A 21,692-nucleotide genomic window follows, 5' to 3' on the forward strand; every position below is an offset into this window, starting at 1 on the left:
TAACCAAACTCCAATAATATTTGAAGTTTGTCTTTTTTCTTTGTAAAATAAAGGTATCAAGTCAGTGATTAGGGAGGTTTAGGCATGTTTCATAAACAAACAATGATTGGTCGTGGTCAAATGGGCTTCTATTCTCTTGAAGATCTGGTGCCCCAAGACCATCTTTTACGGCATATTGATCGATATGTTGATTTTGACTTTATCTATGATTTAGTTGTGGATAAATATAGTCTTGAACATGGCAGACCAAGCCTGGATCCCGTTATGTTGCTTAAAATTCCAATTATCCAATACCTCTTTGGTATCCAAAGCATGCGTCAGACGATTAAAGAAATCGTAGTGAATATGGCTTATCGTTGGTTTCTTGGTCTTGATTTTCAAGGTGACGTGCCACATTTCACGACTTTTGGTAAAAATTATAGCCGGCGTTTCAAAGACACTGACTTATTTGAACAGATTTTCTATCACATTTTAGATCAAGCTTTTGCGGCGAAATTAGTTGAACCAAAATTGATTTATCTTGACGGTACCCACATTAAAGCACATGCCAACCGCAATAAATTTGTTAATCAAGAAGTTGAGGTTGAAGATTTGATTTACCAAGAAAATTTAGAGAAGGAAATTGATGATTTGCGGGTAAAATCTGAAAAAAAAGCCTTCAAAAAATCAGAAGAAAAAGTCGTCAAAAATAATAAGGTGTCAACGACAGATTCTGATAGTGGTTGGTTTCATAAGGGGGAACACAAAGAAGTTTTTGCTTACTCGGCTCAAGTTGCTTGTGATCCTAATGGTTGGGTACTAGGTTATACAGCAGATCGTGGTAACCTCCATGACAGTCGGACATTCTTTGATTTGTACGCTAAACTGATTCAAAAATTTCCAGAAATTGATACGGTTGTCGCAGATGCAGGCTATAAAACACCTGCCATCGCTAAAAAATTGATAGATGATGGTCGAACGGGATTGTTCCCTTACACACGACCACGTGGGAAAAAGGAACTTTTTCGCAAACGAGATTATAGTTACGACTATTTAAGCAATACATATATCTGTCCAAATGGTAAGCAATTGATTTATAAAACGACCAGACGTGATGGTTATCAGGAATATCGTACGACTAAAACAAACTGTATCACTTGTCCGCTTTTGACACAATGTACGCTTTCACAAACCAAGCAAAAGACTGTATTCAGACATATTTGGCAGCTTTATCTGGATAAGATTGAGCAGAATCGATTAACAACTTGGGGTAAAGTAACTTATAATCGACGAAAAGAAACGATTGAACGATTATTTGGGACTGCCAAAGAGCACCACAATCTCAGATATACACATGAAAATGGCCGAGATAAGATGCATATGAAACTTGGTCTTACTTTTGCGTGTCTGAACATGAAGAAAATGGCGAAAATCATGGCTAATCGAGATAGAGGGAGGGCGTTTATTTCCCATTTTCGGATGATATTTAAGCTTATGAGTTATCAAAAAGCACAATTCGCTTAGGAATTGTGCTTTTGCCTGCAGTCTGAAATAAACCCCAAGGCTTATTTTGATGTTTTAGTTTCTGGATCTTTTGGAATTGCGATTTTGTCTAGGACAAAAATGAAGACAGTGAAGGCAACACCAATAATCGCAAGCAAGTTAGGTTGGAAACTTGTATCATTGAGTTTACCGATAACAAAGCCAGCAAGTTCACTTAGAATCAATGACCAAAATAGAACAACGAAAAATTTCATAACACCATCTGCTTTCTAAAGGGCTTTCTAAAATAGAAAATGAAAATTTTAGATATGTCCTGATATGTTTCTTCTCTCAAAATAAAGTATAATAGAAATAAGGAAATTTTGCAAGAAAAACATCAAAAAATAATGGCTAGATGTAACTCGTGAGACCTCTAACCTAGTAACCAACAGCATCAAGTTGTCTAACAGAAATAAAAGACCATGAAAGGAGTTAAGATGTACGCCCAACTTAATACGAAAACCGTTTTTAGCTTTATGGATGCTACGGTCAAACTCACCGACTATATCATTGCAGCAAAAACGCTCGGTTATCAAACGCTGGGCATTTCGGATGTTGACAATCTACACGCTGCCCATCAATTCATCACGCAAGCCCAAGCAGCAGATATTCGACCAGTCATTGGCTATGAAACAACACTTTTGTTGGATGGCCTCGCCATCAATTTCACTTTCATTGCCAAAACAAATGCCGGGCTTAGAAATCTTTACAGTATTTCGAGTAAGAAAAATTTCGGCTTTAACGATTTTTCAGACATGCAAAGTCATCTGAGCGACGTTGCCCTCATCATTCCCGCTGACTCAGCTGTTGATAGTATCCTTTCCCAATTGCCCCCAAAAGATGTTTATGTCGGTTTGGCGCAGCCAATGGCATCAGGCTTTTTGCGGCCGACCATTCCTTTTTTAACGGTAAGATATCTAAACGCCGGGGATGCAGAGACGCTAGCAATTTTACATCACATTAAAAATGGCACCAAGTATGATGATAGCTTGACCAGCAACCATTTCGAAAATTTACGGGCGGAAAGCGAAGTCCGCGCTTTATTTGATACGGAGAGTTTGAAAAATTTGGAACGGCTGGTTTCAGAAATCAGCTATGATATCGCGCTTGACACACTTGCTCTACCGCGCTTTAATCCTGAAAAGCCAGCAGCAGATGAATTGCGTGAAACTGCTGAAAACTTCTTAAAGGCTAGACAGTTAACCTCAGTTAATTATCAACAGCGACTCGACCATGAGCTAAGTGTCATTCATGAGATGGGCTTCGATGATTATTTCTTGATTGTTGCAGACGTCATTCGCTATGCACGGTCACAACAGATCTATACAGGGATGGGGCGTGGGTCTGCGTTAGGCTCTCTCGTGGCTTATGCCTTGCAAATCACAGGTGTCGATCCGGTTGCTAATAACTTGCTCTTTGAACGTTTCCTCAATCCTGAACGGGCCAGTCTACCCGATATCGATATCGACATGCCGGATAATCAGCGTGCTGAAATTTTGACCTATGTCAAAAATCGGTATGGGAGCAGTCATGTTGCGCAGATTATGACCTTTTCTACTTTTGGTATGAAACAGAGTTTTCGTGATGTTGCCAAGGTCTTTGGCATGACAGAAGTTGAAATTTCACACGTTTCAAGTATGATTGGTCGTTCGGATAATCTCGCCCAGGAATATGAGAAAAATAACCGTTTTAGAGCTGAAATCATTAACGATTCGCATCTACAAAAAATCTTTGTCTATGCGCAAAAGATAGAAGGCATGCCACGTCAGAAATCTGTCCATGCCTCAGGTGTTGTTCTTGCGGCACATGACTTGACAGATTACCTGCCTTTAGCACCAGGTGAAACCTTGCCCATCACTCAGTTTGAGGCACATGATGTCGAAGCGATTGGTCTGATTAAGTTTGACTTTCTGAGTATCAAAAACCTGACTTTCATCAATGACATGCGGGATTTAGTTGCGAAAAAGCATGAACAGCAAATCGACATCAGCCAAATTGATCTCAATGACGATGCGACGTTAGAAATTTTCAGAAAGGGTCAGACTTTGGGGATTTTCCAGTTTGAAAACCCTCAGATGATGAATTTTTTGCGCCAATTAAAGCCGACAGAGTTTGCGGATGTTGTTGCAGCGACCTCGATTTTCAGACCTGGACCATCAGCCTTTATTCCTGAATTTATCAGACGGCGTCATGGTGAGGAGACGGTTATTTATCCGGATGATTCGATTGCTGATATTTTAGCACCAACCTATGGGATTATGATTTATCAGGAACAAATCATGCAGGTTGCCCAGATTTTTGCAGGATTTTCACTGGGTCGTGCAGATTTACTGAGACGTGCTATTTCTAAAAAACAAGGCAGTGAATTTGAGCAGTTAAAAGCTGAATTTATTTCAGGTAGTTTGAAAAAAGGACACACAACAGAAAAAGCGACTGAGATTTATGAACTGATTGAACGTTTTGCCAACTATGGTTTTAATAGGTCTCATGCTTTTGGCTATGGTGCTCTAGCAGTTCAGATGACCTATTTCAAAGCACATTATCCAGATGTCTTTTATGAAATTATGTTACGGGATAGTAAGCGTATCGCGCTGCTCAATGATGCTCAAAATCTAGGCTTTAAACTGGCACAACCAACGATTAATCGCATGCCCTACTATGATAAATTATCTAAGGGACAGATTTTTTTAGGCCTGCGGGCGATTAAGAGTTTGCCGCGTGATTTAGCCCTTTGGGTCATTGAACGTCGGGAATTTTCGGGTCTGCAGGATTTTATCCAGAAATTACCAGAGAATTATCGTAAGGAAACTGTCATCAGACCCTTGATTGAGGTTGGTGCTTTTGATCATTTTGATCCGAATCGCCGAAAATTAGTTGAAAATCTTAAGAAATTACTGGAATTTAACTCCGTTTTCCAAACGGATCTCTTTTCGGAAACCTCCACAAATTTAAAATTTGCTTATGTTGACTATGAAGATTACAGCAATGCTGAAAAATATCAGATGGAGTTTGATTTGATGGGTGTGGCAGTGACGGAACATCCTCTAATGCGGATTGCAAGAACACGCCGTGGTAATTTTACTGAGGTGAGTCAGCTTACGGCGGGTCAAAAAGCAACGATTTTAGTGCAACTGACGCATTTCAAGACGCATCGAACAAAAAACGGTGCGACCATGGCTTTCTTGAATGTGACGGATACCAAGGCTGAGCTTGATGTGACCATGTTTCCGGAAAGCTATCATCATTTCCTGCCAGAGATTGAGGTGAATGATTTTTATCTGATTACGGGCAAGGTTTCAGAGCGGAATGACCGCTTACAGTTGGTAGCTGAGGGACTAGTCAAAGTAGAAGAAATGGATAAAAAACTCTGGTTAGCTGTTTTAGACACGACCAAAAATGTCAAAATCGCCCAGATTTTAAGAGAATTTCCGGGCAATTCACCTGTGATTTTGTATAATGAAACCACAAAAACGACGCAAATGACAGGCATTTATGTGGACGAGTCTGAAATTTTATTGAAACGCCTGACGGGATATGTGGATAAGGCGGTTTATAAATGATTTTCTTCTCAATTTATCAATGCTAAAATAAAACCAAAAAAATACGCCTCTTGTCGGATGACTTGGGCGTATTTTTTAGATAAATTTATAAACTGAAATCCACATGAGCACAGCTGCGGCAATGACGAATAAATGCCAAACAACGTGTGCATAAGGGAATTTGAGCGAGTAGAAGAAAGCACCGCAAGTATAAAGCATCCCACCGACAAAGAGTAGCCAGACACCAGTATGTGGTAAGGCATGCCAGAGTGGTTTTAAAGCGAAAACAATGATCCAACCCATGATGACGTATAAGACGGTTGATAGGCGTGGGACATGATCCCATTTTGGTAGAAAGACTGATTTAAGCACGATACCTGTGATGGCACATGCCCAAACAATACCAAACAAGGCCCAACCTAACCAGCCATTGAGCGTAATCAAACAGTAAGGCGTGTAAGTTCCGGCAATCAGAAGATAAATGGAAGAATGGTCAAAAACTTGGAAAACTTGGTTGGCTTTGGTGAAAATGAGACTGTGAAACAAGGTGGAAAAGAGAAAGAGTAGGACGAGGGTTGTCCCATAAATGGTATAGCTGACGACTTGTAATGCGGAATGTTGTGCGATACCTTTTAAGATGAGCAAAACCAGCCCTGCGACTGCCAAGCCAAATCCGATACCGTGTGTGACGGCGTTAAAGACTTCGTTAGTAATGATGTAAGCTTTAGAATTTTTCAAAAGACACCTTTTTTCTATTTGAGAGGGCATGATGCGATTAACATTTAAGCTGTAACAGGATGAATTGAGAAATTTTATTCAAAATTTGATATAATAATCTTGGAAGTAATTCAAATTCTACTATCTAGTTTTGATAACCACTTCATCTCAAGTATAACATATTTTGGGGAATTACTAGAAAATAATTTTTTATTTTTTTAGTCATTTCCGACAGAAAAGAGTTTTTAAGCATGACGATTAAAATTGTGACGGATTCAACGATTACAGTTGAACCAGAACTGATTGAAAAATACGGGATTACGATTGTTCCCTTAGCGATATTAATTGATGGTGTCCTCTATCAGGATACAGATTTATCAGCTGACCAATTCATGGCAAAAATGAAGGTCAGTAAGAATCTGCCTAAAACATCTCAACCCCCAGTTGGGGTATTCTCGGAAACTTACGATAAACTAGCAGAAGACGGCAGCCAAATCATCAGTATCCATTTGACGAAAGCTTTATCAGGCACAGTAGAAGCGGCGCGGCAAGGTGCTATGCTCTCGAATGCAGATGTGACAGTGATTGATAGCGACTTTATCGACCAAGGATTGAAGTTCCAAGTCATTGAAGCAGCGAAATTGGCAGCGAAGGGTGCGACGAAAGAAGAGATTTTAATAGCGATTGAAAAAACAAAAGAGAATACGGAGCTTTTCATCGGAATTTCTAACCTTGATAATTTGGTTAAAGGTGGCCGTGTCAATCGTGTGACAGGTGTTCTGAGTGGCCTTTTGAACATTAAGGTGGTAATGGCACTAGTCGATACATCACTAGATCCGATTTTAAAAGGTCGCGGCAATAAGACTTTCCAAAAATGGTTAGATGAATTTGTAGATAAAATCACAAATCGAAAGATCAAAGAGATTGGGATTTCCCATGCGGAAAACTTGACTTTCTCTGAGCAAATGAGAGACACATTACAACCTTTTGTTGATAAAAAAATTCCAATCCTAGATACTAACTCAACGGTTGCGACACATACCGGTTCAGGTGCTTGGGCGCTCATGATTGAGTTTGAATAGAGAGTTGTTGGTTGCTTGACAGTGCTAGTTACACAGTTAGTACATGAACACATAATAGGAAAAACTATGGAAAAAAATAAGTTCAAAGGGCGTGTGCGCCGTTGGTTGATTGAAATTGCTGTCTTCGTGGTGGCAATTTTTGCCATCTATACTGGCGTTAGTCATTTTTTAATTCGACCTGCAGGATCAGGACTTTCTAATAAAGAGTTGAAATCTGCTCTGACTCAGAAACGTCTGAACTATGTCGCTATCGGCGATTCCTTGACAGAAGGTGTTGGGGATCAAACCAATCAAGGAGGCTTTATTCCTTTGTTTGCCAATGCTATGGGTGAAATTTCTGCTGTGGATGTCGTGTCGCAAAATTTTGGCGTTGCTGGCAATACATCTACTCAAATTTACAAGCGCATGACCAAACAAAAGAAAATTCAAGCGGCGCTTAAGAAGGCTGATGTGATTACCATCACTGTTGGTGGCAATGATGTCATGAAAGTGATTAGAACGCAGCTCACGGATTTGACAGAAAAATCATTTGATAAGCCTGCTCAAGCCTATCAAAAACAGTTGATGGCAATCTTTGCCTTTATCCGAGATTATAATCCAGAGGCACAAGTTTATGTTCTCGGCATCTATAATCCTTTTTACCTCAATTTCCCTGATATCACGGAGATGCAAGATATCATTGACCGTTGGAATCAAGCAACACAGGAAATCATTGCCCAGCAAAAGAAGGTGTACTTTGTACCGATTAATGACCTTTTGTATCAGGGGGTAAATGGTAGTAAGGGCGTGACAACTAGTGAAGGAGATGTTCAAACAATTACAAATAATGCCTTGTTTGAGGAAGATCGTTTCCATCCTAATAATATCGGTTATCAAATCATGAGTGACGCAGTAACTGAGGTTTACAAGGAGCACCATAATGAAAAATAATTATTGGAAATATCTCTTTTTATTCATACTTGCCATCAATATCGCACTCGTTGCGGTCGTTGGTTTTCAAGTAACCAAACATCGTGATCAAGAAGTATTGGATAAAGTGAGCGTCATCAAAGGCGTGAATAAAGCAGCAGAAATCTCAACCAATACTGAGCAACTGAATACGGTCATTAACAAATATTTAGGAGATTTTCAAGATAAGAAGATGTCTTATAAATTTTATCTCTCAGATAAAGCCGTTCTTGAAGGATCCTACCAGTTATTTGGGAAAGATATCCCTTTGTATGTCTATTTTGAGCCTTATGCCTTAAATGATGGGTCAGTCAATCTGAAAGTGACTAGCATCTCAATAGGGACTTTGAGTTTACCTGCTAAGACTGTCTTAAACTATATCAAAGGGACATATGATTTACCTAAATTTGTCATGATTAAATCTGAAAAACAAGAAATTTTAATTGATTTACCGCAAATTGCGATTGCTAAGGATACGTTCTTGCAAGCCAGTAAACTTGATCTGAAAAATGATAAATTTGTCTTTAATCTCATGCAAAAATAGCAAAAAAGCGATTTTTATGTAAAAATTTCTATAAAAAGTGTTAGAAGTAGCATTTTTACTTGCTTTAATGGCAGTTACTTGCTATAATAAAGTTTGCCTAAGGGTAAAAATAATTATTGGAGGACATTTTTAAAATGGCTAACAAACAAGAATTAATCGCAAAAGTTGCAGAATCTGCAGATCTGACTAAAAAAGATGCTGAAAAAGCAGTAAACGCTGTTTTCGCTTCAGTTTCTGAATTCCTTGCAAAAGGTGAAAAAGTTCAACTCATCGGTTTTGGTACATTCGAAACTCGCGAACGTGCAGCTCGTGAAGGTCGTAACCCACAAACTGGTAAATCAATCAAAATCGCAGCAACAACTGTTCCTGCATTCAAAGCTGGTAAAGCTTTGAAAGACGCTGTTAAATAATTCAGTGTTCAAAATATAGCAATCACAGTCTTCTGTGGTTGTTTTTTTGTTGCGCTGAAATAGGAAAGTGTAGAAAATAACTTTCAAAAGTAGGAGTTATCAGTTTGATTAGAGGTCATTTTTTATGATGTGTCAATAACATTAATCTCATTAATTATCTGATAGCAGATGTGAAGACACGCTACTAAGTAAAACATTTTTGAAAACTGTAAAAGCATCTTATTGTTTTCTGGATACATCTTAAAACAAAAACGTGATAAAGGAAATTCTCTGTTTAGTTGAACAAATGTAAGAATACTATTTTTAAGGCTTTTATGCTATACTAATCTAAGAGATTTTTAGAAATGAGATATTATAATTATGAAAAATTGGCAAAAACTGTCCCTCACTTTTATTATCGCAATTATTGCATTAGTATTAGATTTTGGCTTTAAGCAGCCGACGATGACACGTTTACTTGTGACAGTTTCGGGGGCGATTTTGGCTATTTCGATGTCTATTGAGATGATTAAGACATTACGCAGCGGTCGTTATGGCGTTGACTTACTCGCTATTATCGCAATTATTTCAACCTTGGTCATTGGTCAATACTGGGCAAGTTTGATTATCATTGTCATGCTTGTTGGTGGGGAGTCGTTAGAGGACTACGCAGCCCACCGTGCAAGTCGTGAACTGCATAAACTGCTAGAAAATTCACCAACCTTTGCTCATAAAAAAGTTGGCGATGGTTATGAAGATACCCCCATTGATGAGATTGAAATTGGCGATGTTTTGCTCGTTAAGGCAAGTGAAGTTGTGCCGATTGATGGGATTGTTTTGGAGGGCGATAGCTGGTTTGACGAATCGTCTCTAACTGGGGAGTCTGAACCAGTTACGAAAGCAGTTGGCGATGACGTTTTGTCTGGTAGTGTCAATGGTGAAACAGCCGTCTTGATTAAGGCGAGCAAAAAAGCATCCGACAGTCAGTACCAAAAAATCGTTCAATTGGTCAAAGAAAGTGAAGCAACGCCTGCCCAGTTTGTCCGTTTGGCAGACCGTTATGCCGTGCCATTTACGATTGTGTCCTTGTTGATTGCAGGAGCGGCTTGGCTTGTTTCTGGTAGTATGACACGTTTTGCTGAAGTGCTAGTTGTCGCAAGTCCATGTCCTTTGATTTTGGCGGCACCGATTGCTTTTGTCGGTGGTATGAGCCGGAGCTCGCGTAATGGCTTACTCGTTAAAAATGGCACGACGATTGAAAAATTGTCACTTGCCAAGACGGTCGCTTTTGATAAAACAGGCACCTTAACGACTGGTATTTTACAGGTCAAATCGATTACGCCTGGGGTGGTAACGTATTCAGAAAATGATTTACTTCAAATCGCAGCTGCCTTAGAAATCGGAAGTAACCATATTTTAGCTAAATCATTGGTCAAACTCGCCACTGAAAAAGGCTTGACACTTTTAGAAGTATCAGATTTAAAAGAATCAACTGGTCTTGGCTTGAGCGGTATCATTGACACTAAAACCTATCGTATCGGTCGTGCAAACTTTGCCAATGCAGCAGATGAAAAAGTGACTGGCACAGCTGTTTTCATCAGTGAAGATGATGTCTTTATCGGAAAAATCTTGTTTGAAGACAAAATTCGACCAGAATCTCAACACGTGATTGAACGCTTGAAAGCTCAAGATGTCCAACACATTTTGATGCTGACAGGTGATAATGAAAAAACTGCTGAACTGGTTGCGGGTGAACTAGGGATTACAGAAATGCATGTAGGACTCATGCCAAGTGAAAAAATTGGTATCTTAAAAGCATTGCCAGAAACGCATCGACCTATGGTCATGGTCGGAGACGGCGTTAATGATGCGCCAGCCCTTGCCTTATCTGATGTTGGGATTGCCCTTGGTGCCAGTGGCTCAACAGTCGCCAGTGAAAGTGCTGACGTTGTCGTCTTGCGAAATGACTTAAATCTTGTACCTGAGAGCATCAAAATTTCTAGGGAGACGATGAAAGTCGCGAAAGAGGCCGTTTTAATCGGTATCTTCATTTGTATTGCACTCATGCTGATTGCTTCAACAGGTGTCCTCCCTGCCATCATTGGTGCTCTGCTCCAAGAAGTGATTGATACCGTTTCAATCCTTTACGCTTTGAAAGCACTGAAAGATAGAAAATAAACGCTTGGAACCTATTGGTTTTTAGCCATCAATTTGTTATAATAGACGAAAGTCCTTTAAGTCACGCCGAGAGCGTGATAAGGTTGCAGCGTCAGATGAAAGCAAACTGCGGGATTTTTCCTGCGGTTTTTTATATATATGCTTTAACCAAGTACGATTTTGTACGAAATGTATTAAGAAAGGTTACGATGATTTTACAAGAAAACATGACAATTATGTCAAATGTTAAAATTGGCCCGCGCGTTTTTCGCATGGTGCTACAGGGAGAAATGGTGCTAGATATGACAGTGCCTGACCAGTTCCTCCATATCCGTGTGCCAAGTCCTGATAAGGTTTTGCGCCGTCCGATTTCGATTTCTGAGTATGACCGTAAAGCCAAAACCTGCGTCATCATTTACCGTGTCGAAGGACCCGGTCTTGCGGACGTTTCTCAAATGACACCTGATCAGAAACTAGATGTCATGGGGCCACTCGGCAATGGTTTCAATCTCAATATGCCTTTTCCAAAACAAAAAGCCCTCATCATTGGCGGCGGCATCGGCACCCCACCTCTCGTGCAACTCGCGCGTGATTTGGTGGCAATGGGGGTAGCAGTGACAGTTTTGTTAGGCTTCGCCCAGAAATCGGCAGTTATTTTAGAATCAGAATTTACTAGCGTGGCATCTGAACTCAAAATCGTCACAGATGATGGGTCATACGGTCGTGATGGTAATGTTGGCGTTTTAATGGATGAAATTGAAGTGATGGATTTTGATGCTGTCTATGCTTGTGGTGCTACAGGTATGCTTAGAGCAGTTGCCAGTCGCACAGAAAATCATCCCAATGCTTTTATTTCAATGGAAGCTAGAATGGCTTGTGGCATGGGTGCTTGTTACGCTTGTGTCGTCCATGTGGCAGGTGATGAAACAGGTCAGCAAGCCTTGAAAGTCTGTGATCAAGGCCCAATCTTTAGAACAAGTGAGGTAATCATATGATGACAAACAATAGATTAGCAGTTAAATTACCGGGGCTTGACCTGAAAAATCCGATTATCCCAGCATCAGGCTGTTTCGGTTTTGGGCAAGAATATGCCAAATATTATGACATCAACCGTTTAGGTTCAATCATGATTAAGGCGACAACAGCAGAGGCGCGTTTTGGCAATCCAACGCCACGTGTGGCAGAAACGCCGTCTGGCATGCTCAATGCCATTGGTCTGCAAAATCCGGGTGTCAACGCTGTCATTGCAGACAAATTGACATGGTTGGCACGAGAGTGTCCAGACTTGCCGATTATTGCCAATGTTGCTGGTTTTTCTAATGCAGAATATGCCTTGGTTACGGAGAAGATTTCTAAGGTTAAAAATGTTTCAGCTATTGAGCTCAACATTTCTTGCCCCAATGTCGATCACGGTAATAATGGTCTACTCATCGGTCAAGTCCCTGAACTTGCCTATGATGCTGTCAAAGCTGCTGTTTCAGTGTCTGATGTGCCTGTCTATGTTAAATTAACGCCGAGTGTCGCAGATATTACAACCATTGCTAAAGCGGTCGAAGATGCTGGGGCAACTGGGTTTACGATGATTAACACCTTGGTTGGGATGCGGTTTAATCTGCAAACGAGACAGCCGATTATCGCCAATGGGACAGGGGGGATGTCAGGGCCTGCTATTTTTCCTGTAGCGCTTAAACTCATTCGTCAAGTGTCGCAAGTCTCAAGTCTGCCAATTATTGGGATGGGTGGGGTTGATTCTGCTGAAGATGCTTTGGAGATGATGATTGCTGGAGCGTCAGCCATTGGTGTCGGTACAGCTAACTTTACAGATCCTTTTATCTGTCCGAAAATCATCGAGACCTTGCCAGAGGTCATGGATAAGTACGGTATTAGCGATTTAGAAACTTTTATTAGAGAATGTCAGGAGGCGATTCGTGGGTAAATTTACAGAAAACAGACCAGTCATTGCATTAGATTTTGCAGGCATAGCAGAAGTCAAAACGTTTTTAAAACAGTTTGACACAGATGAGCAGCTCTACGTTAAGGTTGGCATGGAATTGTTTTATGCCGCAGGGCCTGATGTTGTCAAATATATCAAATCTTTAGGGCATGATGTTTTTTTGGATTTGAAATTGCATGACATTCCAAACACGGTCAAGTCAGCCATGAAAGTCATTCGTCATCTTGGTGTTGACTTGACTAATGTCCATGCAGCAGGTGGCGTGGAGATGATGTCTGAGGCTTTGGATGGCTTGGCAGGAACGACAAAATTGATTGCTGTGACACAGTTGACCTCAACGAGTGAACAACAGATGCATGATTTTCAAAATATTCAGACGAGCTTGACTGAATCAGTCGTGCATTATGCACAAAAAACTCAAGAGGCAGGGCTTGCAGGCGTGGTCTGTTCAGCTCAAGAAGTTGAGTTGATCAAATCAACGACCTCATCAGACTTTATTTGTCTAACACCGGGTATTCGTCCCGCGGGTGCAGCAGTTGGTGATCAAAAGCGTGTAATGACGCCAAGTCGTGCGAGACAAATTGGCAGTGATTTTATCGTTGTCGGTCGGCCGATTACGCAAGCGAAAAGTCCTGTCACAGCCTATCATTTGATCAAAAGTGAATGGGGAGGCAAGCAAAACTAAGACAAGTGTGTCACGTGCAATTGACACGAATAGTCAACCATGTTATGGTAAACATAGTTTTGTATGAAAACGTTTAAATAACGGAGGACGAAGTTGTGAGTCAAATACTTAAACACACTAGAAAGAAATATAATCGGTATATCGTCTTAGCTACTCTAATCATTATTATCGCAATCGTATTGATTGCAGTACATGAAATTTCACTTGGTACTAGCTCCAAAAAAGAAGTTGAGAATTTTAAATCTGATCGTTTAACAAAGGTAGAAAAAAATCTAACACCAGCCAAATTTGATTTGACAAGTACGCAAAATGGTCTTGAGATTAAGCTGACCAAATTTATGGCTACAAAAAAGAAATTTATCTTTGATTATCAGTTTAAGCTTGATGATGACAGATTGCAGCAATTACTAGATAAGGAGCTTGCTGCAGGGGTAGACTATCAAAATATTTTCTTCTCTCTTTTTGCGCCTAGCGATAGGTCAAATGACCTCGTTGGTGGGGGCATCACGCTGTCAACTTTCCGAATTGAAGGTGATACGTTTTATGGTAGGGTCAACTTCACTTTTAACTCAAACAAAATGCCAGATGATACAAATCTAATCCTTCAAATCTCGGAGTTATCATGGGAAGAGTGGAACGAGCATGAGGGAGCTGAAGCTACAGCATCTGAAACAGGTGAGCTATCTACCATACCGCCAGCCTTAAAATACGAGGGAGAATGGCATTTTGATATTAACTATCAACCCTTGCGTCAAACAGCTAAACCGTATATTAAGCAGGTGAAAAATATTGAAGACATTAAAGCTGAGAGTGATGCCCTTCAAACAACTGTTAAATTCACGGCACCTATCAAGGTAGAAGAAATACCTGACTTAGAAATCTATCAAGATGGCGTTAAAATCAAGACACCAAGTTTCACGACAAAGTTGCAAGGCGAGAAAACCCAATTCGAGCTATCACTTGATATGAGTGTGTTAGATGAAAAATCAGTTTATAAGATACAAGTGAATAGCGCAGATATAGCAGGACAACAAACAGCAGAGATAGGGACATTCTCCATGCAAAATAAATCATCCTAGACATCTCCAAATAAGGAAAAAGTCTTGATTGAATGGTCATGTTGTCAGAAACGAGAAAATCAGAAAAAGCGATAAGAAGGCTAAAAAGCCAACAAAAGCCGAACATTGAAGGTGCTGATAGGAGTAAATAAAAGGAAACAAAGGCAATTTGAGAGTTTTTTGGTATAATATAAGGTAATAATGAAGAAATTGGAGACGCATCGTGGTAAAAACTGATATTGAAATCGCTCAAGCCTCACCTATGAAAGGCATTACGGACATTGCTGCTAAAGCTGGCATTTCTAGTGACGACATTGAACAATACGGCAAATATAAAGCTAAAATTACCTTTGAAGCACTTGATAAGTTACAAAAAAATGATAATGGAAAATTGATTCTAGTTACTGCCATCAATCCAACCCCTGCAGGTGAAGGCAAATCAACCGTCACGATTGGTCTGGGTGATGCGCTCAACCAACTTGGTCAGAAAGCTATGATTGCCTTGCGAGAACCTTCTCTTGGTCCTGTCATGGGTATCAAAGGTGGGGCTGCAGGTGGTGGCTATGCTCAAGTTTTACCGATGGAAGATATTAACCTCCATTTTACGGGAGACTTGCATGCCATTACGACGGCTAATAATGCGATTGCTGCCCTCTTAGATAATCACATCCACCAAGGCAATGACCTCAACATTGACCCACGTCGTGTCATCTGGAAACGCGTGGTTGACCTTAACGACCGCGAACTGCGTCAGATTATTGCTGGACTTGGCTCACCGATGAATGGCATCCCTCGTGAAGATGGTTTTGACATTACCGTTGCCAGTGAAATCATGGCGGTCTTTTGCTTAGCGACTTCGATAGACAACCTCAAAGCACGTCTGGCTAAAATCGTCGTGGCCTATACTTATGACCGTCAACCGGTGACCGTTGGTGACCTCGAAATTCAAGGGGCGATTACCGTTTTGCTTAAAGACGCCCTCAAACCTAATCTTGTGCAAACGATAGAAGGCACACCAGCCTTTGTTCATGGCGGGCCATTTGCCAATATCGCCCACGGCTGTAACAGTGTCCTTGCAACGACAACAGCCCTGAAAGCGGCGGATTTCACCGTCACTGAAGCGGGCTTTGGCGCTGACCTCGGCGGCGAGAAATTCCTTGACATCAAAACACGTGAACTCCCTAAAAATCCTGATGCCGTCGTCATCGTCGCAACCGTCCGTGCTTTAAAAATGAATGGTGGTGTGGCGAAGACCGATTTGGCGGCGGAAAATACGTCTGCACTACGAGCAGGATTTGCAAATCTCAATCGGCATGTTGATAACATCCAAGGCTATGGTTTACCTGTAGTTGTCGCAATTAACGAGTTTGTGACAGATACGGCAGAAGAAATCGCAGTTCTTTCGGAATTATTAACGGCTAAAAATGTTGATTTTTCACTCACACAAGTCTGGGCTAAGGGTGGTGCTGGCGGTTTAGACTTGGCTGAAAAAGTGATTAAAGCAACTGAAAGAACATCTGATTTCCACTATTTGTATGACTTAGAAGCGTCAATTCCTGAAAAAATTGAAACGATTGTGACCCAAATCTATGGTGGTACATCTGTTACTTTGACCAAGAAAGCACAGACACAAATCGCAATCTTTGAACGAAATGGTTGGGATAAGCTGCCGATTTGTATGGCGAAGACCCAGTATAGTTTTTCAGATGACCAAAACATTTTAGGGGCACCAGAAGGGTTTGGTATTACGATTCGGGAACTTGTTCCCAAGCTCGGTGCTGGCTTTATTGTCGCCTTGACAGGGGATATCATGACCATGCCGGGGTTGCCGAAAAAACCTGCGGCTCTTAATATGGATGTGGACAATGCAGGTCACATCTCAGGTTTGTTCTAATTTAAATATGACAAATCAATAACACGTTTGTCAGTAATATGACAATTTGACAAGTCGGTTAAGAGATGATGAAAACGCCTTTTGGGGTGTTTTTTTTGTGGTACAATACTACTTATGTTGAAAAAAATAAATAACAAAAGTAAAATGACTTTAGCAACTCTCATACTGGTATCAATTGGATTTGGTGTTTCTGCTAAAGCAGATGAGATAACAAGACATCATTTAAAGTTTCAAGATGATATCACATATCACCAATCAAAGCCTAATCTAGATTACTTTACAGGAATTGTTCACGGGGCGCTCAAGACAGTTGAAAAAGGACATACAACTGTTCAAAAACAAGTTCATGAGACTGAAAAAGCAACAATTCCGGCTCCTGCACCAGTCAAAACACGGGAAGAAAAATTCATCGAAACAGCGAATCGCTATCAAGGTGTCCCTTACGTTTATGGTGGCACGACGCCTGATGGTTTTGACTGTTCTGGTTTTACATCGTATGTTTATCGTGAAGCGTTGGGGCAAGAAATTGGTCGGACGACTTGGACTCAGATGACTGTTGGGCAGCAAGTCTCAGTTGAAGAAGCAAAAGTCGGCGATGTCCTCGTTTTCTTCGGCGGCAACCATGTCGGTATCTATCTCGGAAATGGTCAATTTATCCATGCGCCACAGCCGGGGGATGTCGTGAATATCTCATCACTTTCGACCATGCCTGCAGATTTTGCGCTCCATTTTTGAGCAAAAAAATTAAAAATAAACGCAATGAGGTTGGGACAAAAGGCTTCAAAAATGGATAGACTAAATGATACTAATTCTCGACTTTTCACAGTTTCTTGATTTTTTAAATGCTAGGAGCGCTTTTAACAAATTCGTATCATTTCTAAAGAAATAGGATATGAAGCACTCAGATTAATATCAGATATCAGTCATAGTTCATTTTTTAGAGGACATTTGTCCCAGACTCTTTCACACAAAATCAGCACTATTCTTGCTAATTTCGTATTGTTTTGGCAAAAGAATACCAATTTCACACAAAAACAGCACTTTTCTTACTATATTTCGTATTGTTTCCGATGATTCACCATGTAGCTTGACAATTTTTCAAAAAGCGACACAAATTAGGCTATGAACGATTAACACGGAAATCGTTCATAGCCTATTTTTTAGAGGTCTTTTATCCCAACCTCTTTTGAAATATAAAAAATACAACTTTTTTAATAATGTTTATGTTTTTTATGATACAATAAAAGTATGAAAAAGATAAAATATGGCATTGTTTCCACAGCACAAGTTGTACCTAGATTTATAGAAGGTGTTCGTTTAACAGAGAACGGGGAAGTCGCTGCGATTTCAAGTCGTACCCTGGAAGCGGCACAAGCATTTGCAGCTGAATATCATATTCCTAAAGCCTATGGTAGTCACGCTGAACTTTATGCAGATTCAGAGTTGGATGTGATTTATATTGCGATTTATAACAAAGGGCATTTTCCAGAAGCCAAGCAAGCCTTGTTGGCAGGAAAAAATGTCTTGTTAGAAAAACCGTTTACCCTGACTTTAGCTGAGGCAGAAGAACTTTTTGAGCTAGCGCGTGATAAAAATTTATTCTTGATGGAGGCACAAAAATCGATCTTCCTACCTGTCACACAGCTCGTTAAAGAAGTCGTCCAGTCAGATGAAATCGGTGATATTTTGGCGGTCGATAGCGTGACGGCCTATGCCAACATGGAGCATATCTCTTGGTTCAATGACCTTAAAGCTGGCGGAGGCACCGTCCATTTCATGCTGCCTTATGCGATAAGTTATTTGCAATATATTTTCGATGCCCAAATCACAGATTTTTCAGGCATTGCCGATATGGTAAATGGTGAAGCAGACACACAAGCCAAAGTCTTGTTAAAACTTGATAACGGTGTCTTGGTTAACATCTTTTTGACGACTCAGGTCGCCTTGGATAAAGTCATGACGATTCAGGGGACGAAAGGAAAACTCGTCATTCCAGAATTTTGGCGTGCCCAAACAGCAACCGTTCGATTTGCGGATGGTGGCATCAAGCGTCAACTCAATGCTGATTTTGAGAGTGATTTTGTCTACGAAGTTCAGCATGTTAATGAGCTCATCCTTTCAGGAGAACGTCTCAGTCCTAAGATGACAGCAGATATGACTTTGACTGGTGTGAAGATTATGGATAGTCTCTATCAATCTTGGCAAAAGAAATAATTTTGTTTAATTTTTGACTGTCGTAGTTTATCTATTTTAAGTTTTGATTGTTAGTTTATTTAGTTTGTTGTCTTAAGATGGGGTTGTTTATGGAAAAAGACTGGAGGCACACGGATGACTAAACCAATCTTTTCTGTCAGGAAAATGATTATTGTGATGACGACAACAGTATTTTCAATTTCCAGTTCGACAACAGCTTTTTTTACCATGGGATTAAAATCACTATTTTGGTTAGCGTTAGCAGCCATATTCTATTTTCTCCCCTTTGCCATGATGAGCGCTGAATTTACTAGCGCCTATCCCAAATCTAGAGGGTCTTTATATGATTGGCTCGCAGATAATTTAACACCTAAAATTGCTTTTATCACAACTTTTGTGTGGTATGCGAGTTATTTTGTTTGGATGACCTCACTAATTTTAAGACTTTGGATTCCTTTTGGTTTACTTGTTTTTGGCCGAGATGTCTCGCAGATGCCAACTGTTTTCGGGATATCTACCAAAGTGGTGTTGATGCTGTTATCTCTTCTAGGTTTATATATTTTGACATTTATCATTAATCAAGGCTTTCTTAAAATTGCTAGGTTGATGTATGTTGCTGCTATCCTGACAATTGGATTAGTTGTCTTAATGTTTGGACTGAACCTCATTCGTTCATTCCAGCAACCAGCAGAGATTTTACCGCATGTTAAAAACGCTATGACATCAGATACTTTTTTTGAAACCTCAAATTTGACAGGTTTTTTATCACAGCTACCATTTATGATTTTTGCAGTTACAGCATTTGGTGGACTAGATACGGTGTCAAGTTTGGTTGAAAAAGTTGGCAATCAACAGCATAAATTTTCCAAAGCTTTATTGATAAGTGGCGGTTTGGTTCTAACTTTCTATTTTTTCAACATCCTTTCTATGTGCATTGGGACAGATTTCTCAGCCATTCATACGAACTCTCAAAATCATCTGGGCAATCTCATGTATCGCTTAATGGCACATTTATCAGGACAAGTTTCGACAAATGCTTTGTTTCGCGAATTCTGTGTCCGCTATACGGCATTAATGATGTTTGTCTCCTATCTAGCCTTACTTGTGACCATTGGCTATGCCCCTTTAAAAGTTTTGCTACATGCGAGCCATCGATTTGTTTTTCCGAAGCGACTACTTGTTAAAAATAAACAAGGCATCCATTTTAAAGCAGTTCAAATGCAGGCTTTGGTTATCGGTGGCTTTATTATCTTGGTATCAATCGGCACACCATTTGTCAATACGCTCTATAATCATCTGACTTTGATGACAAATGTCTCCAGAAGTTTACCCTATCTCATTGTAGCTTGTGCTTATCCATTTTTTAAAGCTAAGTTTTCAGGCGAGTATTTGAAACTTGTCCACCACAAGTCTACTGTTAAGTATCTATCACTATCTGTTGTTGCTATGGTGTCACTGGCGATTGTCTTTGAGATTTATGCTAGCCTCATATCAGATGGCTTGATAGCTGGTATCTTTTTAGTTATCGGCCCGTTATTTTTTGCCCTCTTAGCAAACTATTTATATGAAAATCATGCTGACGATAACGATATTTTTGAGCTTTATGATTCTTAATACTGACTATAAAAAATCTGTGAGCAATCACGGATTTTTTCCGTATAAGAGAGTAAGAGGTAATGATGTTAGTCGCACTGAATGAAATAGAAGAAATCGTCAATTTATTAGCACTTAGTACAACAGACCTTGCAGATTTGACAAGACAATTTTTGCGTTGTCCCGTCTGCAAAAGTCAGGTACGTTTGAAAAATGGGCATGTCAAAATACCACATTTTGCCCATGTGAATTTAGCAAATTGTCAGTACTATTCAGAAAATGAAAGTCTGCAACACCTAACCCTGAAAAAACGATTATATCACTGGTTTAAGCAAACAGAACAGGTTAAAGTCGAACATTTTTTACCAGAATTACAGCAAACACCTGATTTACTAGTCAATGATCAGATTGCCATCGAAATTCAATGCAGTCACTTATCTATTCAACGTCTACGGGAGCGGACGGAAACTTATCGGGCGCATGGTTATACCGTTCTCTGGCTCATGGGAAAAGACTTATGGCTAGGTCAGAATTTGACGACACTCAAGCGACAGTTACTCTATTTGTCGCAAAATGCTGGTTTTTATTATTGGGAGCTGGACCTGCAGCGTGAAAAATTGCGTTTAAACTATTTATGCCATGAAGATTTGACAGGTCGCTTGCATTATTTAAAGCGTGAATTTACTTTTGGTGTGGGGAGTTTACTTCAAGTCCTCCGAACACCCTTTGCATCAACGTCAGAAAAATTGACAGTCCAGTTATCGCAGGATATTCAGACATTTATCATGCGACAACTTTATTATCAGAGCCCCAAATGGTTACAGATTCAAGAAAAATATTATCAGAATGGTCAAAATTTAATGACTGTCAAAAATTTCCCCATTCAGTTATACCCGATTGGCTTGAACATTTTAACCTATCAATTTGAAGGCATCATCAAGCCTGACTTTTGCCAAACGACAAGCGATATCAGTGTTTATTACCACCATTTTCTGGATTATCCTCAGCATGACGTTGTTTATCCACCGGGATTTTATGCCAAAGTTGTCAAGGATTAATTGCGGACGGGTTAGCGGTCTGGTCACGGTCGTTTCATAAACTTTTTATTACGTCAGTCAATATCTTCTCATTCACCAAGCATTTCAATAGATTCTGCTTGACACTAACCCTTTTATTTACTTGTTTCAAATAAGTACGATGGGCCAAAATGGCGAATTTTCTAAACACATTCAAAACTTTTTGCGCATTCTCTGAGATGACATGACACTCATCCTCAGAAAATACAACATCCAGCACCCAATGTAAACTCTCAATTTTCCAGTGCTCACGGACAATCATTAATAATTTTTCAGGTGTCGCCTCAAGACTTGAGATATAATAACTCATTTCTTGCGTTGTTTTGTGCTTAGATTCAACCG

19 protein-coding genes are annotated in these 21,692 nt (G+C 40.0%); 16 read left to right on the plus strand and 3 right to left on the minus strand.

Features of this window, described 5'->3' with window-relative positions:
* The first annotated feature begins 84 nt into the window (after positions 1 to 84).
* Complete coding sequence (locus ACYQ21_RS04195) at positions 85 to 1,503, plus strand: IS1182 family transposase (RefSeq protein ID WP_460055535.1); 1,419 nt, start codon at positions 85 to 87, stop codon at positions 1,501 to 1,503.
* Positions 1,504 to 1,544: 41 nt separating this feature from the next.
* On the opposite strand, the gene ACYQ21_RS04200 is transcribed toward ACYQ21_RS04195, so the two are convergent.
* The gene (locus ACYQ21_RS04200) at positions 1,545 to 1,736 is read right to left on the minus strand and encodes a YjzD family protein (RefSeq protein WP_460055538.1); all 192 of its coding nucleotides are present in this window, start codon (positions 1,734 to 1,736) and stop codon (positions 1,545 to 1,547) included.
* A 222-nt stretch (positions 1,737 to 1,958) separates the two neighbouring features.
* Between ACYQ21_RS04200 and ACYQ21_RS04205 the strand changes: the two genes are divergently transcribed.
* Positions 1,959 to 5,081, plus strand: a complete 3,123-nt coding sequence (locus tag ACYQ21_RS04205) for a DNA polymerase III subunit alpha (RefSeq protein WP_460055540.1) — start codon at positions 1,959 to 1,961, stop codon at positions 5,079 to 5,081.
* A 75-nt stretch (positions 5,082 to 5,156) separates the two neighbouring features.
* Here ACYQ21_RS04205 and trhA read toward each other — a convergent pair whose 3' ends face one another.
* Positions 5,157 to 5,798 carry a PAQR family membrane homeostasis protein TrhA gene (gene trhA / locus ACYQ21_RS04210; protein ID WP_460055543.1) on the minus strand — a complete coding sequence of 214 codons (642 nt, stop codon included), beginning with the start codon at positions 5,796 to 5,798 and terminating at the stop codon, positions 5,157 to 5,159.
* 230 nt (positions 5,799 to 6,028) lie between these two features.
* Here trhA and ACYQ21_RS04215 point away from each other — a divergent pair, with 230 nt between their 5' ends.
* The 14 genes from ACYQ21_RS04215 (at position 6,029) to ACYQ21_RS04280 (ending at position 21,332) form a co-directional block, all read left to right on the plus strand.
* Positions 6,029 to 6,859 (plus strand): DegV family protein, encoded by an 831-nt coding sequence (locus ACYQ21_RS04215; protein ID WP_460055546.1) that lies wholly within the window; start codon positions 6,029 to 6,031, stop codon positions 6,857 to 6,859.
* A 66-nt stretch (positions 6,860 to 6,925) separates the two neighbouring features.
* Positions 6,926 to 7,789, plus strand: a complete 864-nt coding sequence (locus tag ACYQ21_RS04220) for an SGNH/GDSL hydrolase family protein (protein WP_460055549.1) — start codon at positions 6,926 to 6,928, stop codon at positions 7,787 to 7,789.
* Positions 7,779 to 8,351 carry a YpmS family protein gene (locus tag ACYQ21_RS04225; RefSeq protein WP_460055552.1) on the plus strand — a complete coding sequence of 191 codons (573 nt, stop codon included), beginning with the start codon at positions 7,779 to 7,781 and terminating at the stop codon, positions 8,349 to 8,351. The genes ACYQ21_RS04220 and ACYQ21_RS04225 overlap by 11 nt, the downstream gene beginning before the upstream one ends.
* A gap of 134 nt (positions 8,352 to 8,485) precedes the next feature.
* Positions 8,486 to 8,761 carry an HU family DNA-binding protein gene (locus ACYQ21_RS04230; RefSeq protein WP_460055555.1) on the plus strand — a complete coding sequence of 92 codons (276 nt, stop codon included), beginning with the start codon at positions 8,486 to 8,488 and terminating at the stop codon, positions 8,759 to 8,761.
* Between the two features lie 360 nt (positions 8,762 to 9,121).
* Positions 9,122 to 10,918, plus strand: a complete 1,797-nt coding sequence (locus ACYQ21_RS04235) for a heavy metal translocating P-type ATPase (RefSeq protein ID WP_460055558.1) — start codon at positions 9,122 to 9,124, stop codon at positions 10,916 to 10,918.
* Between the two features lie 188 nt (positions 10,919 to 11,106).
* Entirely contained in the window at positions 11,107 to 11,892 is a 786-nt protein-coding gene (locus ACYQ21_RS04240; protein ID WP_460055561.1) for a dihydroorotate dehydrogenase electron transfer subunit, read from the plus strand.
* Positions 11,892 to 12,833, plus strand: coding sequence for a dihydroorotate dehydrogenase (locus ACYQ21_RS04245; RefSeq protein WP_460055564.1), 942 nt, complete (start codon positions 11,892 to 11,894; stop codon positions 12,831 to 12,833). The genes ACYQ21_RS04240 and ACYQ21_RS04245 overlap by 1 nt, the downstream gene beginning before the upstream one ends.
* On the plus strand, positions 12,826 to 13,536 hold the full coding sequence (gene pyrF / locus ACYQ21_RS04250; RefSeq protein ID WP_460055567.1) for an orotidine-5'-phosphate decarboxylase: 711 nt from the start codon (positions 12,826 to 12,828) through the stop codon (positions 13,534 to 13,536). The genes ACYQ21_RS04245 and pyrF overlap by 8 nt, the downstream gene beginning before the upstream one ends.
* Positions 13,537 to 13,631: 95 nt before the next feature.
* Entirely contained in the window at positions 13,632 to 14,615 is a 984-nt protein-coding gene (locus ACYQ21_RS04255; RefSeq protein WP_460055570.1) for a hypothetical protein, read from the plus strand.
* 202 nt (positions 14,616 to 14,817) lie between these two features.
* Positions 14,818 to 16,488, plus strand: a complete 1,671-nt coding sequence (locus tag ACYQ21_RS04260; protein WP_460055572.1) for a formate--tetrahydrofolate ligase — start codon at positions 14,818 to 14,820, stop codon at positions 16,486 to 16,488.
* A 114-nt stretch (positions 16,489 to 16,602) separates the two neighbouring features.
* On the plus strand, positions 16,603 to 17,223 hold the full coding sequence (locus ACYQ21_RS04265; RefSeq protein ID WP_460055575.1) for a C40 family peptidase: 621 nt from the start codon (positions 16,603 to 16,605) through the stop codon (positions 17,221 to 17,223).
* 513 nt (positions 17,224 to 17,736) lie between these two features.
* Positions 17,737 to 18,702, plus strand: a complete 966-nt coding sequence (locus tag ACYQ21_RS04270; protein WP_460055578.1) for a Gfo/Idh/MocA family protein — start codon at positions 17,737 to 17,739, stop codon at positions 18,700 to 18,702.
* A 114-nt stretch (positions 18,703 to 18,816) separates the two neighbouring features.
* Positions 18,817 to 20,295, plus strand: coding sequence for an amino acid permease (locus tag ACYQ21_RS04275; RefSeq protein WP_460055581.1), 1,479 nt, complete (start codon positions 18,817 to 18,819; stop codon positions 20,293 to 20,295).
* 65 nt (positions 20,296 to 20,360) lie between these two features.
* Positions 20,361 to 21,332, plus strand: a complete 972-nt coding sequence (locus ACYQ21_RS04280) for a competence protein CoiA (protein WP_460055584.1) — start codon at positions 20,361 to 20,363, stop codon at positions 21,330 to 21,332.
* 34 nt (positions 21,333 to 21,366) lie between these two features.
* On the opposite strand, the gene ACYQ21_RS04285 is transcribed toward ACYQ21_RS04280, so the two are convergent.
* A partial coding sequence (locus ACYQ21_RS04285; RefSeq protein WP_460055587.1) for an ISAs1 family transposase occupies positions 21,367 to 21,692 on the minus strand: 326 nt, incomplete at its 5' end.

It is taken from the genome of Pseudolactococcus yaeyamensis (assembly GCF_054658615.1).